This is a genomic window from Photobacterium angustum, from assembly GCF_003026365.1.
GTDB lineage: Bacteria > Pseudomonadota > Gammaproteobacteria > Enterobacterales > Vibrionaceae > Photobacterium > Photobacterium angustum.
Genome location: NZ_PYOM01000003.1, coordinates 1 through 14,514 on the forward strand (window position 1 = coordinate 1; position 14,514 = coordinate 14,514).

Sequence of the window (14,514 nt, forward strand, 5' to 3'; positions counted from 1 at the left end):
ATAATTAACACTAATATCATCAGTGATTGGTGAATATAAAGAATCAACGATTTGTACGAACTGTTTTCCCTTTGAGTTGATAATTCCTATCTTCATAACCCTTACACTTTTAATGAACCAATCCCTATTAATTAAAGATAGGCATAAACTCATAAACGTAAAGATTAATTTTTAAACAGAGAATAGTAACCCATTTAAAACATGTCTTTATAACAGATCCCCCTCAAGTTCATCCTTTACACTTTTCCAATGGTTCATTCTTATAGTGCGTTAGAGTGGTGACGTTTTGATTAAAAGTTGATATATTATAGATAGTTAAGGAGTATCTAATGGCAATAACAATTCGTGATATCGATAAGCATTATTATATGATTGAGTCTCTTAAATCATTAACAAATAGCAATGTTACGACTAAAGCTCTCATAAACGGTGGCTATTTAGCAGTAGACTTAGGTCAACAATTAGAAGATGAACGACTAAAAAGAATAAAGGCAGAGAGTGAACTTCAGGAATTAAAGCAAAAATTTTCATCTTATATCAAAAGTAAAGAAGAGTTATTAGATGCATTAAGATAGATTTAATAACAAGTTAAAATTATCTTTAACTTGTTATTAAACATTTCATTTCGTATTAATTTTCAATTCATCAAATCGAGTCAATTCATCATACTCTCGGCTAAATGATAAATTCGTATAACTCGCAATACAAATTTCCGCAGTATAAGAAACAATACTTCCATCAACAAGATGGCCACCAATCACCTGCCCTTCTTTATCGGCTACCGATATATGAAGATGGACATGCTGTGGTGTTAATGTCCCTGATAATGTAAGAATTTCCAGAGGGCCTAACACCTCTATTGTCTTAGACTCATCAGCCAGTCGTATAATCACTTTAGACAAGCAACCAATACCTGAGAGTAAACTTCCTGCTTGGATCTTATTATCTTGTACAAAGTGAAGAATACTCTTTTTAAGATCTGTACCTTGGGTTAATCGAAACGCGTATGGAATAATCAAAATTGACTCTTTTAAATAGTGAGTGCAATAAACACTTTATTACACTTGCTTCCTATTAAGCACGTTTACCCTTTTTCGTTGGATGAGAACTATGAGGGAAAACATTACGAATTCGTTGCTTTGTTTTACTTGGAATATCCTTTGAAAAATCAATTTTTGTAGTGAATCGATTTTTATAAACTTTGATATGGCCACTAAAAGGTGTTTTATGTGCGATTTCTTTACACGCTGTTTGAAAGCCAGTAGGTACACTCCCTTTCGTTTTTATCAGTTCGCCATTTTCAAATTTCAAAACCATAATAGGACGATCTTTAAAGACGATAAAAATAACAACTACTGCTAAAACAAGTACATATTCCATTTGCTTACTCCTTAAACGTAACCTTTAAAAGAACAGCAACCACCAAAAAGTGTTATTTATCAAAGGATTCAATGTTTAGTAGTTCTGTCAGGTTATTTTTGATATCACTAACCTGTTTGTTAGCTAGCTCTGTTCGGTTACTTTCACTGATCAAATATTCGATAGTATCGGATAATGTAGAACCTAACTCTTGCGATTTTTCTGCCAACTTTTCCCAAACACGGAAATCTAAGTCAATTGACTTCTTACGTGTATGTACTTGTTCTGCATTAAAATGGCGTTTCCTTTTTGCTCGAATCGCTTGTTTAAGTTTATTTTCAAGTGCAAGAGACATATTAGAACTTATCCATTCAATCACTTTTGTTGGTTCATGTTCTATATCTAAAAGAGCCTCAACAGCAGCTTCTGCTTCACTGCGATCAATAAAGCGTGTAATTGATTCGCCTTCCTTGTGTTTTTTTACTAAATAAGCCCATTTCCAACCGGCTTCAAGATTTTCAAGCTGCTGATATTTCATAAAATTACTATTTTCTCATCGTCAACGAAAAACACGTTACAGTGTAACCCTAGCGTTCTGAAATAACAATCATCTATATAGAATAACCGATTGTTTTTATGAATCATAAATATAGCTCATAAGTTTCTATTATGAGCTCTTTGATTGTTTTATACTGCTTACCTTTTCACAGTAACAATAGAAAGCTAAATTTATGCATGAAGAATCTTGGCGTACAATGTTTCCTGATTATAGCCAGTACCAAACAACTCTAGATCATTATAGTAATCTTGAACCCGCGACAGTTGGTACTCTTCAACCTCGACTATCAGATGCCGTACGCCGCTTCAGCGCGCTTAATTTACAGCCTCGTATTCTACGTATTACGGCGCCTGATAACACCTTGTATCGTGACTATATTATTGAACTCATAAAAAAATACCAATCTCAAAGTAATAATAATACATCTAGCTCACAAACGAGTGAAAATGAGCAACCCATCATCATTGCGGGTGATGATATTACTGCTGAAAAACTATTTGGTGCCGTCTATCCTGCTCTAGAATCAAATAGTTTAGCAAAACCAAGCGTTAAGCATGGTTTATTACACCAAGCAAATAATGGGTATTTGATTTTATCAATCACCGCCCTTCTCAGTAATCCATCGCTATGGCCGCGATTAAAAAGCGTACTAATGGACGGCATGCTAGATTGGGAAGCAGCTAACAAAAAAGTACTATGCCCATTACCAGCAGCTGAAAAAGTAAATGTTAAACTGGTAATCATTGGTGATCGCCATTTAATGGCAGAACTTGATCAGGCAGAACCAGATCTTGCTGCTGGTTTTGCTATGTATGGTGAATTTGAACAAGATCTCTTATTAAACGAATCCAATCTTGAAGATTATCTTCGTTATATAAAGGCGATTATTACCCATCATAAACTGCCGGACTTGGCTGATACTGATGCTGTGACTGCACTGCTATGTGCAGGTGCTCGTTATGCTGAAGATCAAACACGCTTACCACTTTGTTTACTTTGGCATCTAAATCTATTATCTGAAGCAAGTATAGAGACAGACGGCAAAGTTTTAACAGCTACGAATATTAAAGCCTCACTTCGCGCTAAAGAATATCGTGAGTCTTATTTACCAGAACGCGCTATTGCTGATATTCACCATGGCCAAGTCCTTATTGCTAGTGAAGGTAAAGAAGTTGGTCAAGTTAATGGTTTAACCGTGGTTGAAATGCCAGGACACCCAACAGCTTATGGCGAACCTGCTCGTATTTCTTGTGTGGTTCACTTTGGTGACGGCGATATTTCTGATGTTGAACGTAAAGTTGAACTTGGCGGAAATATTCATGCGAAAGGTATGATGATCATGCAAGCGTTTGTTGCAACAGCGCTGGATTTAGATCAAGCCCTACCTTACTCAGCGTCCATTGTTTTTGAACAGTCATACTCTGAAGTAGATGGTGACAGTGCCTCTCTTGCAGAACTCTGTGCATTAATGTCTGCGTTATCTTCACAGCCAATTAATCAGCAAATAGCGGTAACCGGTGCTGTTGACCAGTTTGGCCGTGTACAAGCTGTTGGTGGGATTAATGAAAAAATCGAAGGCTTTTATAAAGTGTGTGTTCATCGTGGTTTAACTGGTAATCAAGGTGTTATCTTACCAAAGACTAACTTGAGCAACCTTTGTTTAAATGATGAAGTCATTGAAGCAATCAAAGCCAAACAGTTCCACATCTGGGCAATAGAGAACGTTGATGAAGCGATCCCTCTTTTAACGGATAAGCCATTCCGTAGCGAGAATGATGAAGATGAAACTATTTTATCTTTGATTGAAGAAAGAATTGATTATTTTCACCATGGTGACCTTTCAAATGAGATTGGTCTGTTAAATCGCCTACGTTTACGTATATCTAACTGGTTTGTCCAGAACTGATCCGAGTTGTTTAGCTTACACGTGTAAGCTAAATTGCTCCCATACTTTTGAAGGAGTAATTGATTCTAATGACACGCCAGCATTCTTATACACACGAAGAACTTGTCGCTTGTGGCAACAGCGAACTACACGGTCCTGACTTCCCATCATTACCATCAGATAACATGCTAATGATTGACCGTATCGTAAATATCACTGATAAAGATGGTGATCACGGTAAAGGCTTTATTGTCGCTGAATTAGATATCAATCCTGACTTATGGTTTTTCAACTGTCACTTTAAAGGTGATCCTGTAATGCCTGGTTGCCTTGGGCTTGATGCAATGTGGCAACTAGTTGGATTCTTCCTTGGTTGGTCTGGCGGTGAAGGCAAAGGTCGTGCACTGGGTGTGGGTGAAGTTAAATTCACAGGTCAAATTCTACCAACAGCCAAAAAAGTAACTTATGAAATTCAGCTTAAGCGTGTTATCAACCGTAAGCTAATCATGGGTGTTGCTGATGGCCGTGTACTTGTAGACGGTAAAGAAATCTACGTTGCTAAAGATTTAAAAGTGGGTCTTTTTAAAGACACAGACAACTTCTAATCAGCTTGATTAATCTGAATATTCAGCCCTGAGGCATTTATGCTTCGGGGCTTTTTTTATCCACCAGCGTAGTAACCATCAACTTCTTCTACGTGGTTATCAGTTATATAGCTCGAACAAATAAAAACAATGACCACCTTTTATTTGCAATCATAAAGGTAGTCAAATAAGTAATAGCATAAATTTGATTGCAAACCCTACAGAGAAGATTAAGAAGATATACCAATTATGCTATCAATTATGATTGTGTATAAAAAAGCCCCTTCTCCTAAGGGGCTGCAGAATAGGGTTAACCATGAGGGAGGTTATTATTTATAGAGACCTTGTTGTAACTCTTCTCTAGCGTCTCGCCAACCACCTAGCCAGTTAGTACGGGCATCTGTACCTTGGTACGGACATGCATCTGTAGAACGGCCATTTAATCCGGCTTGATAACCTCGAGCCTGCGCACGTTCTAAACGATCCCGCTTTTGTCTCTTCATAGTTCGGTCCTCATCCTTATCTGTATATTACTTTTCATTACGATGAAGTAATGATGGAGTTTTTATGTCTCCACTAATAAAAATGGGTTATTTCGAACAATTTATCAAATTTAAAAACGAAACAAGCCCACAAAATGTGAGCTTGTTTGTATAACGTAATTTATTTAAAAAATTACTTACGACGTCTGAAACCAATAAAGCCTAACGCTGTCAAAGCTAAAATGCCAAGAGAGCCACCAGAACGTTTTACTGGCTCTTCGTCTTCTGCTTTACGAACAATAATATCTTTATCCGTCGCATTTGCCTTAGGTACAAGTTTAATCGCCACTTGTTTTTCAGCTTTTTGATTTCCATTTTTATCTAAACATTGCGCTTGTTTAGTTAAGTTTTGATAACCACCAGCACAGTAATTTGCTGTTGCTGAAATGACACCAGCGGCGTTTATATCGGTTGCAGAAATAATACGGTATGAGTTTGCTACCGTATTCGCTGCACCACCATCATTGGTTAAGTCATCTAGCATCCATACACTACCAGCCTTTAGCGGCCCTTGAGCTGTAGAGCCTGCAATGTAGGTAAATGCACGATGACGACGCTCAGAGCCGTCAATCTGGTTCTTCGTTTCTGAATCAACCCAACCTACAACCTGATCATTATCATTAATTGCTGTTGCATCACCATTTGAACCACTGAAGAATAATGAGCTTACTGACGAATCAAGGAACTTAGTCTGATTCGTTGCTTTATCAAAGATAAACATTTTTTGTGGAATCGAACGGTTTTCAGCTTTATGACTCTTTGCAATACCGACAACTTTAAAGCTCGAGTTAATATCGTTAGCCATTGTGTATTGGTAATTACGATCATCACCGGTAGTAATCGTTAAACCAGGAACAAAAGTCTGCGTCCATTTAGTTAAATCAGCATTTGGTTCAAAATATGCGGCTTGCATTACATACGAATCATCTGTATCGGCAGATGCGTAACCCACAGCAACAGGCTTATCATTAACCATTGCAACGGCATTAGCAGATGCCTGTGCAGAAACATCATCACGATCAGGGTCAACAGCTGCTAAATTTGAACTAATAACACCTGATTTAACAAGATTACCAGTATTATCAACAACCCAGAAAGCAGCTTCATTAGCAAAAGTACTAAACTGGCACTCAAACGTACTATAAAGGTTGGATGAATTATCAGCACATGCCTTTAATACATCAGAATTAAAACCTACCCCATCTAAATTGATATCGCCAGTATTAGGTTCACGAGAGCCAGGATTATTTATAAATGATGGGGCAAAAGAAGAAGAACCCACAACTAACAAATTACCGTCAGTCGTTTCTACTGCCCCATTCGCTGTCGTTTGCCCCATATTTTTAACAAATGCATCGCCCGATACAGGCGCTAATAAGGATACTGGGGTACCATCATTATTTACAAAACCACGTTTAGCAAAAGCACGAGGATTTACAGAACCATTCTTAAATACAGCTGAAGTTGACGTACCAAAACTGTAATTACCCACGATACCTTCAAGAACGGCATCAGTAGTATTTGGTTCGATATCACCTAGTGTTTTATCAATTGAAGTATAGCCACTAGCTTTGTCCGCTTTGGTTGTAACAGCCATACCATTTTTAAGCGCCAGAGCATTTGAATAGTAACCATTTAACCAGGTCTGTTGAATATGTTGTAGACCACCTAAACCTTGACCGTCTTGTGGAGAATCAACATTATAGCCATAACCGTAATACTCGTTATCAGCCCAATCTGAACAAATATCATTAGCGTAACCAAAGGTATTTTTACAGTAACTATATAGCTCATTCAAATCATCAATGAACTGACGATTCTCATTATATGCTGTGGTGTCAGACAATGGCGTGCCTTGAGTACCACGTCGAACGGTTCCCGCAACATCATATGAATCAGCATTACAGTTGTTACCTGTAAAGCAATTCTCACCTTCAGCAGACGATTTAATACCCGTAGTAAAAACTTCAACCGGAGTATCTTTTGCATTTGCTTCCGCTTCAGGAAAATAATCTAGATCTGTAACCGTTTTTGATATTTCTTCATTACCTTTATCAACAGGTACAATATCATAAACAGCAGCGCTAGCTTGGGATGCACCAGCAACGAGGATTGCAAGTGTTGATAGTTTTAACATCTTATGTGGCATTAGGATTCCTTTTGCATCGCTTCCAATTCTTCCCATCGTTCAAAGGCAACTTCAAACTCTTCTTCAAGCTTAGCTAGGCCTGTAAGGATGGCTTGTGTGTCATTTTTCGGATCGGAGAAAAACGCAGGATCATTAATTTGTTCCTGAATCTTTGCGATTTCATTTTCCAAGTCTTCAATTTTTTGCGGCAAGCCAGCTAACTCATGTTGAAGAGTAAAAGATAGCTTCTTACCTGCGCGTTTAGGTGTAACGTCTTTTTGCTTTTGTGCTTGAGCAGCTTTCTTGCTCTTCTCTAATTCGATTTTTGCAGCCTGCTCTTTTGCTTGATTGGCATAAGAATTCGCACGCTGAGATTGTGCATCATGGTAACCGCCAACGTATTCGTTAACAACGCCCTCACCTTCAAAAATCCAGCTTGTAGTCACAGTATTATCAACGAATTGACGATCGTGACTCACTAAAAGTAACGTACCTTGATAGTTGGCAAGTATATCTTCTAAAAGTTCCAATGTTTCGATATCTAAATCGTTCGTTGGTTCATCGAGAACCAGCAAATTATTGGGTTTTAAGAAGAGTTTTGCTAACAATAGTCGGTTTTTCTCACCACCAGACAGTGCTTTAACAGGTGTACGTGCACGACGAGGGTGAAATAGGAAATCTTGTAAATAACCTAGCGCATGACGAGTTTTACCGTTAATTGTTACTTCTTGCTTACCATCAGCAAGGTTATCCATTACGGTTTTCTCTGGATCGAGAATTTCACGGTACTGGTCAAAATAAGCCACTTCTAGCTTTGTACCACAGTGGAAGTCACCTTCTGTTGCTTGCAGTTTATCAAGCATCAGTTTAATTAAGGTACTCTTACCACAACCATTAGGGCCTATTAAGGCAATACGATCGCCACGCATAACATTAAAGCTGAAATCTTTAACGATTTGCTTATCACCATAGCTATAACCGATATTCTTTGCTTCAAAGACAATTTTACCTGAACGGTTCGCATCTTGTAGTTGCATATCTGCTTTACCTACAACATCACGACGCTCTGCACGTTCATTACGTAATGCTTTAAGTGCACGTACACGACCTTCATTACGAGTACGGCGCGCTTTAATACCTTGCCTTATCCACACTTCTTCTTGTGCTAGTTTTTTGTCAAATAATGCATTTTGTTCTTCTTCAACACGCAATAATTCTGCTTTTGCTTCCAAGTAACCTTCATAGTCACCAGGGAAAGAGACTAATTGACCGCGATCGAGATCAACGATACGGGTTGCCATAGAACGAATAAATGCACGGTCGTGCGAGATGAAGATAATTGAACCACGGAAGTCTTTTAAAAAACCTTCTAACCATTCAATCGTTGTTACATCAAGGTGGTTTGTTGGCTCATCAAGCAACAGAATATCAGGATCACACACTAGCGCACGAGCAAGCGCGGCTTTACGTTGCCAACCACCAGACAAATCAGTCAAAAGTGTATTCGGTTCAAGCTTCAAACTTTCAAGTACTGCTGCAATACGTGTATCTAGTTGCCAGCCGTTGTGATGGTCAACTTGCTCCTGAATACGCGATAGTTTATTAATGTTAGCTTCACTAGGATCAGCGGTGACAAGATCCAATTGGTGATGGTACTCACGCAAAACACGACCGGCATCAGCAAGACCTTCCGCTACATAATCAAATACAGACCCTTCCGCATTACGCGGTGGATCTTGTTCTAAACGAGAAACCACCAGCTCATTTTGACGTTGAATACTTCCGTCATCGAGTAATACGTCACCAGCAATCACTTTCATTAATGTTGATTTACCAGCGCCGTTACGACCAACAAGACAAACGCGTTCATGTGGCTGAAGAAGAAATTCTGCTTTATCGAGTAAAGCATGATCGCCATAGGCTAGCTGAGCGTTACTAATTTTTATAAGTGCCATCGAAATTAACCAAGCTTATTTGTTATTAACCATGTTTCTAATGAATCTTTATCAAAGGGCCAGCCTAATTCTGAGACATTATGATCATGATCTTGAATAGAGAGCACAGGTATGGTTACACCGTAACGAGAAAACAGTGCATCATCAAATGCAATATCAACAACATCAACGTTGTCTTTTTGTCCAGCCTCTACGAGCAGACGATATGCCTGCTCGCAAAGGTGGCAGCCTTCCGTGCTATAAAGTGTGATTAACACTAACCTTCCTTGTGAGTAATAATCCAGCAATTATGAATTTGCTTATTCTTTGCAAAATCTAAAGGTAGCGTTTTATTAGAAATATTCTTCGCCTGTAAGCCAAGCTCATTGATCTTATCTAAATCCATCTTGAACTGACGTTTATTGTTTGAGAAAACAATTTGGCCATCAGGACGTAGCATGCGCTTTAGGTTTTCCATTAACATGATGTGATCACGTTGAATATCAAACGTCTGCTTCATACGCTTAGAATTAGAGAACGTTGGTGGATCGATAAAAATCAAATCAAAAGTATCATCAACTTCTTGTAGCCACTGTAGACAGTCAGCCTGAACATATTCATGTTGAGGGCCTACCTGATTATTAAGCTCCATATTCTCTTGAGCCCAACGAAGGTAAGTATTCGACATATCAACTGTTGTTGTAGTCTTTGCTCCACCTACCGCAGCATGAACAGTTGCAGAACCAGTGTATGAGAACAAGTTGAGGAAATCTTTACCTGTTGCCATTTGGCCTAGCATACGACGTGTAATACGGTGATCAAGGAACAAACCTGTATCTAAGTAATCATAAAGATTAACTTTAAGTTCAACACCGTACTCTTCAACAATCATGTGACGCTCTGCACTTGATAGCTTCTGGTATTGGTTCTTACCTTTTTGACGCTCACGGACTTTAAGAATAACTTTATTGCTTTCTACACCCGTTACTTCAATTGTTGCACGCAACACATCCATAATACGACGACGTGCTGTTTCTTCAGAAACGGATTTAGGCGCCGCATATTCTTGAATGATTAAGTAATCTTTATACTTATCAATAGCAGCGTTGTAGTTAGGTAAATCAGCATCGTAAATACGGTAACATTCGATACCTTCACGTTTTGCCCATTTATCTAACTTAGTAATGTTCTTCTTAAGACGGTTAGCAAAATCAGGCGCCACCTCTTCTTGAACAATGACACCTTCAGATTGACCTTCTTCTTTCTGAACACTACCCGCAGTTATCAGGTAAGTTTTAAGTACACAATCTAATGCGCCGTTGCGTAATTTAAATTGCTTGTCTGCACGCATACGCATACAACTTAACAATTCGTTCGAACCTGAATAAATAGCAGCAACAGAGCCAGCAAAAGCAAGTTTTAAACGGTTACCAAATTCTTTGTACAATGCGATAAGTTCAGGAGTTGTACCTAAACGTTCACCATATGGAGGGTTACAAAGAATAATACCTGTCTCGAACCCTTCTGGACGAACAAGTTGCGTTGCATCGCCGTATTCAAAATCAATCAGATCTTTAACACCAGCACGACCAGCATTATCACGAGCAATCGCTAATACACGACGATCCATTTCACGACCAAAGAACTTGGTAGTTACTTTTGCAGGACCACGACGAGACTTAACCGTTGCTTCTGCATGGATCTCTAACCAAGCTTCTTGGTCAAAGTCTTTAATAGATTCAAAGCCCCAACGCTTACGTTTTAGACCTGGTGCAATTTCAGCCGCAATCATCGCAGCTTCAATCACTAATGTACCTGAACCACACATTGGATCTAACAAGGCTTGTTCTGGTGTCCAGCCACTTTTCATAACAAGTGCTGCAGCATGGGTTTCACGCAGTGGTGCTTTACCCGCTTCACTACGGTAACCACGTTGGTGTAAACCGCTACCTGCCATATCAAGACCAAGAATACCTTTCTCACCAGATAGACGCATGTGAATACGTAGATCAGGACGCTCGCGGTCAATGTTAGGACGACGTAAATCCGCTTTTGTAAATCGGTCTACAATCGCATCTTTAATTTTCATTGCACCGTATTGGCTGTTACGGATTTCACGGTTAGTACCATTAAAATCGACCACAATACGTGTATTGCTATCAAAATAGTTCATCCAGTTGATAGCTGTTGCACCTAAGTACAAATCCATATCATCACGAACGTTAAATTCACTCAGTACTTGAATGATACGTGATGAGATGCGTGTCCATAGACAACAACGGTAAGCTGTTGCTTGTTCTGCTTTGAAACGGACACCGGCATGCACAACTTGAATGTTCTGTGCACCTAATTGTTCTAATTCATCCGCCAGCAAATTTTCAAGGCCGCGGGAAGTAATCGCTAGATATTGATTCATGGAGTTCTTTTCACACTAATATTGCGTCGAATTATAACCGAAATCACAAAAAATGCCTCGTCAAAACCATAATGAAATGGCTCATTTAGGAAAAAAATTCATTCTTCAATCAGTAAGTTCACATTCAAAGAGGATGTAACAACAAACATCTCTACTTGCTTGCAAAACTTTCGACTAATACAAAGCAAAAAGTCATATTTAACGATACTCATCAAAAAAAGAACAAATCAGGAATAATAAAAACCACCAATAAAACAATTAATCACCCAAGTGAGCATTTGTTTTCTTCTTTTCATTCAGCAAATTAGAAGCAAAAAAGCATTCAACCTCACTACCTAATATTTTATTCCGCCCTTGATGGAATAAAATATTCCAAACCTATTACATGACTACTATCTAGCTATTAACGAAGAAAAAAGAGGAAGGGAATACTAGTCAGACATAATGTAACAAAGAAATTAACGTCATAACCTAACAGGTTTTCCTTAAGTAAAGCAGTAAGTATTATCTGGCTATATATGAAAATTGTGAGATCTATGACCTGTTTTTAGTGTGATTTTCAACCAAAAAAGTAGTAGATATACCTTTCTGAGTAGCGATTAAGTCAGTTAACAAACACAAATATACACTTAAACCTCTCTTGAATATCTAAAAGGAATCGCAACTATCACGCATTACAGAAATTGATGATTCGGTATGTAGATAACTGTAATTATGTTGTAATCGTTAGTTACGAAGAAAATGAATATAAAAGTGAGAGATTTGGACGATAACTATCTCAATAAAAGATAATATCTTTTTCATCATCTAATGGAGAAAAGCATGCAAATACACTAAGGGAGTCTGTATTGGACAGTAAAGGAAAGATAGCAAATTAGCCTATGATTAACGGGCTTCAACTAAAAAAGATAACAAATACTGCAATCTACAGGGGGACTGATAAGGATATACGACAAAAATATGAGATGAAGAAGCGCTAACCTACAAGCGCAAAATGTCGCTGTTCAGTTTCTACAGAACAAGGAGCCATTCTATCATTCATAACTTTAATGGTTTCGCAGAACCCCATGCTTTTAACCCCATCTAAATCAACAGTGGCAACATCAGCAAGCATACAGAGACTCGCTACCCCACTGTTTTCAATCACAACGTAATGAGCATTGCAAGAAGCGGTCATTAGAGTAATAACTTGCCCCTGTAATGGTTCTACACCTTGTTGAGGTACGAAATACCAACTTTTTGGCATCATAGGCTTATGAAAACGTCGTGCGGCTGTAGCATTTAATGCTAATTCACACTTTCTAGCTGCAGAAATTGGCAGATGAGCAATCTGCTCTTGGAAGTTTTGATAGGCTTCAATATCATCAACATTAAAAATGTCACTTACTTTCGCTTCTGGAGTAAGCAGCTTACTTGGTAACGATACACGGAAAAGCATATCATCATTCAACTCAAGCATGAGTGAATTCATTTCAGCGTCAAAATACCATTTCCATGAATTATCTGGCTTTAACACGTTACTACTCCTGAAAGACAGTGGTTTATTTTGTATCTGTGATCATATGTTTGAATTTTAGCTTAATTCTACTCGCGTACTCATAAAATAAAAGGGGAAAATAGCGGCTCTATCACGAGTAAATCCGATGTATATTTGATACAAATAGGTTGGGCACTTAACTAAAAACCCAGCCTAGTATTCACCAAGCTGGGTTTTCATATGTCAGAAGATATTTAAATTTAACACTTCATTACTAGAGAGCTCGTCAGCAGTTAGAGACCGTTTACAATATCCTTAACTAAACGTGGGCCATGATAAATAAAGCCAGAATAAACCTGTACCAGGCTTGCACCAGCCATCATCTTCTCACGAGCAGCCATTGCAGAATCAATACCACCAACACCAATGATTGGTACGGAGCCATTTAATGCTTCTGACATTTTTCGAATGACTTCAGTACTCTTATTTTGCAAAGGACGACCGCTTAAGCCCCCCGCTTCATCACAATGCTCCATCCCTTGAACCAAAGAACGATCCAATGTGGTATTTGTACCAATAACACCGTCTATATTATTACGGATCAAAGAATCACAAACCTGCTGAATCTCATGATCATCAAGATCGGGAGCGATCTTAAGTGCTAACGGAACATACTTATCATGTTCTTTCGCTAATTCCGCTTGTTTTGCTTTAAGCTGAGAAAGCAGATCATCTAACGCTTCACCATATTGTAAGCTACGTAATCCTGGTGTATTCGGTGACGAAATGTTTACTGCAATATAACCAGCATATTGATAAACTTTTTCCATACAAATAATGTAATCTTCAACACCCTTTTCAATCGGCGTGTCTTTATTTTTACCGATATTGATACCAATGATGCCGTCAAATTTTGCTTTCTTTACATTCTCAACAAGATTATCAACACCAAGGTTATTAAAACCAAAACGGTTGATAATGCCTTCTGCTGGGATCAAACGGAAAAGGCGAGGTTTATCATTACCAGGCTGTGGACGAGGAGTCACTGTCCCTACTTCAACAAAGCCAAAACCCATTTCACCAAATGCATCAATACATTCGCCGTTTTTATCAAGACCAGCCGCTAAGCCAACAGGGTTTTTAAATGTAAGCCCCATAACTTCGACAGGACGTGCAGGAAGATTTTGTCGGTAGAAAAGTTCTAATGGAGTGCCAGTAAAGCGAGAAAAGTTTTCAATAGCGAGGTCGTGTGCTTTTTCAGCATCCAACTGAAAAATAGCAGAACGTGCGATACGGTATAACATTGTAACTCCAAAATAAGTCCCGAATAAACGGGATGGTATTATTCACAGTTATTCTGTTAACTTCAATCGTTATTTTTTTGATTATTATCAAGAAAACAGTAACTTAGAAATTAAAGCTTTGTTTAACAATAAGTTATAAGTTCGTAGTTTCACAAATTATTACACATATAAGCAATCGTTTTCTTTTTAGCTCTGAAAAAAGTCTCTCATTCTTTTTAAAACCTAGTTGTTAACACTTAAGTAGTGACAATGTAACACACCCCCATCATCTTAAGTTACATTGTCACGATAGTTGTTACACCGTAACTATCATCGCCTTATTAGAC

The 14,514-nt window shown here is 38.3% G+C and carries 13 protein-coding genes; 3 read left to right on the top strand and 10 right to left on the bottom strand.

Features of this window, described 5'->3' with window-relative positions:
- Window positions 1-329 precede the first annotated feature (329 nt).
- On the top strand, window positions 330-575 hold the full coding sequence (locus CTN01_RS03490; protein ID WP_005367858.1) for a hypothetical protein: 246 nt from the start codon (window positions 330-332) through the stop codon (window positions 573-575).
- Between the two features lie 45 nt (window positions 576-620).
- Here CTN01_RS03490 and CTN01_RS03495 read toward each other — a convergent pair whose 3' ends face one another.
- The 3 genes from CTN01_RS03495 to matP are packed head-to-tail and all read right to left on the bottom strand — an operon-like array spanning window position 621 to window position 1,897.
- Window positions 621-1,019, bottom strand: coding sequence for a PPC domain-containing DNA-binding protein (locus CTN01_RS03495; protein ID WP_045149642.1), 399 nt, complete (start codon window positions 1,017-1,019; stop codon window positions 621-623).
- Window positions 1,020-1,074: 55 nt separating this feature from the next.
- A complete protein-coding gene (locus tag CTN01_RS03500) occupies window positions 1,075-1,380 on the bottom strand; it encodes a DUF3634 family protein (RefSeq protein ID WP_045084095.1) in 306 nt (101 codons plus the stop codon).
- A gap of 52 nt (window positions 1,381-1,432) precedes the next feature.
- The gene (gene matP / locus CTN01_RS03505; RefSeq protein ID WP_005367865.1) at window positions 1,433-1,897 is read right to left on the bottom strand and encodes a macrodomain Ter protein MatP; all 465 of its coding nucleotides are present in this window, start codon (window positions 1,895-1,897) and stop codon (window positions 1,433-1,435) included.
- A 193-nt stretch (window positions 1,898-2,090) separates the two neighbouring features.
- Here matP and CTN01_RS03510 point away from each other — a divergent pair, with 193 nt between their 5' ends.
- Complete coding sequence (locus tag CTN01_RS03510) at window positions 2,091-3,824, top strand: AAA family ATPase (protein ID WP_045084094.1); 1,734 nt, start codon at window positions 2,091-2,093, stop codon at window positions 3,822-3,824.
- A gap of 68 nt (window positions 3,825-3,892) precedes the next feature.
- The gene (gene fabA / locus CTN01_RS03515) at window positions 3,893-4,408 is read left to right on the top strand and encodes a bifunctional 3-hydroxydecanoyl-ACP dehydratase/trans-2-decenoyl-ACP isomerase (RefSeq protein ID WP_005367874.1); all 516 of its coding nucleotides are present in this window, start codon (window positions 3,893-3,895) and stop codon (window positions 4,406-4,408) included.
- Between the two features lie 308 nt (window positions 4,409-4,716).
- Here the strand turns inward: fabA and rmf are convergent, their stop codons facing one another.
- From rmf to pyrD, 7 genes are all read right to left on the bottom strand, one after another.
- On the bottom strand, window positions 4,717-4,890 hold the full coding sequence (rmf, locus tag CTN01_RS03520) for a ribosome modulation factor (RefSeq protein ID WP_005367875.1): 174 nt from the start codon (window positions 4,888-4,890) through the stop codon (window positions 4,717-4,719).
- A gap of 172 nt (window positions 4,891-5,062) precedes the next feature.
- On the bottom strand, window positions 5,063-7,078 hold the full coding sequence (locus CTN01_RS03525; protein ID WP_045149643.1) for a DUF3466 family protein: 2,016 nt from the start codon (window positions 7,076-7,078) through the stop codon (window positions 5,063-5,065).
- Window positions 7,078-9,012: an ATP-binding cassette ATPase Uup gene (gene uup, locus CTN01_RS03530; protein ID WP_045149644.1), complete on the bottom strand. Its 1,935-nt coding sequence runs from the start codon at window positions 9,010-9,012 to the stop codon at window positions 7,078-7,080. The genes CTN01_RS03525 and uup overlap by 1 nt, the downstream gene beginning before the upstream one ends.
- A gap of 5 nt (window positions 9,013-9,017) precedes the next feature.
- Window positions 9,018-9,269 carry a glutaredoxin family protein gene (locus CTN01_RS03535; RefSeq protein WP_045129713.1) on the bottom strand — a complete coding sequence of 84 codons (252 nt, stop codon included), beginning with the start codon at window positions 9,267-9,269 and terminating at the stop codon, window positions 9,018-9,020.
- Window positions 9,269-11,407, bottom strand: a complete 2,139-nt coding sequence (gene rlmKL, locus CTN01_RS03540; protein ID WP_045149645.1) for a bifunctional 23S rRNA (guanine(2069)-N(7))-methyltransferase RlmK/23S rRNA (guanine(2445)-N(2))-methyltransferase RlmL — start codon at window positions 11,405-11,407, stop codon at window positions 9,269-9,271. Before rlmKL ends, CTN01_RS03535 begins: the two co-directional genes overlap by 1 nt.
- A gap of 976 nt (window positions 11,408-12,383) precedes the next feature.
- Window positions 12,384-12,923, bottom strand: a complete 540-nt coding sequence (locus tag CTN01_RS03545; protein WP_045149646.1) for a cell division protein ZapC — start codon at window positions 12,921-12,923, stop codon at window positions 12,384-12,386.
- 254 nt (window positions 12,924-13,177) lie between these two features.
- Entirely contained in the window at window positions 13,178-14,188 is a 1,011-nt protein-coding gene (pyrD, locus tag CTN01_RS03550; RefSeq protein ID WP_045149648.1) for a quinone-dependent dihydroorotate dehydrogenase, read from the bottom strand.
- Window positions 14,189-14,514 lie beyond the last annotated feature (326 nt).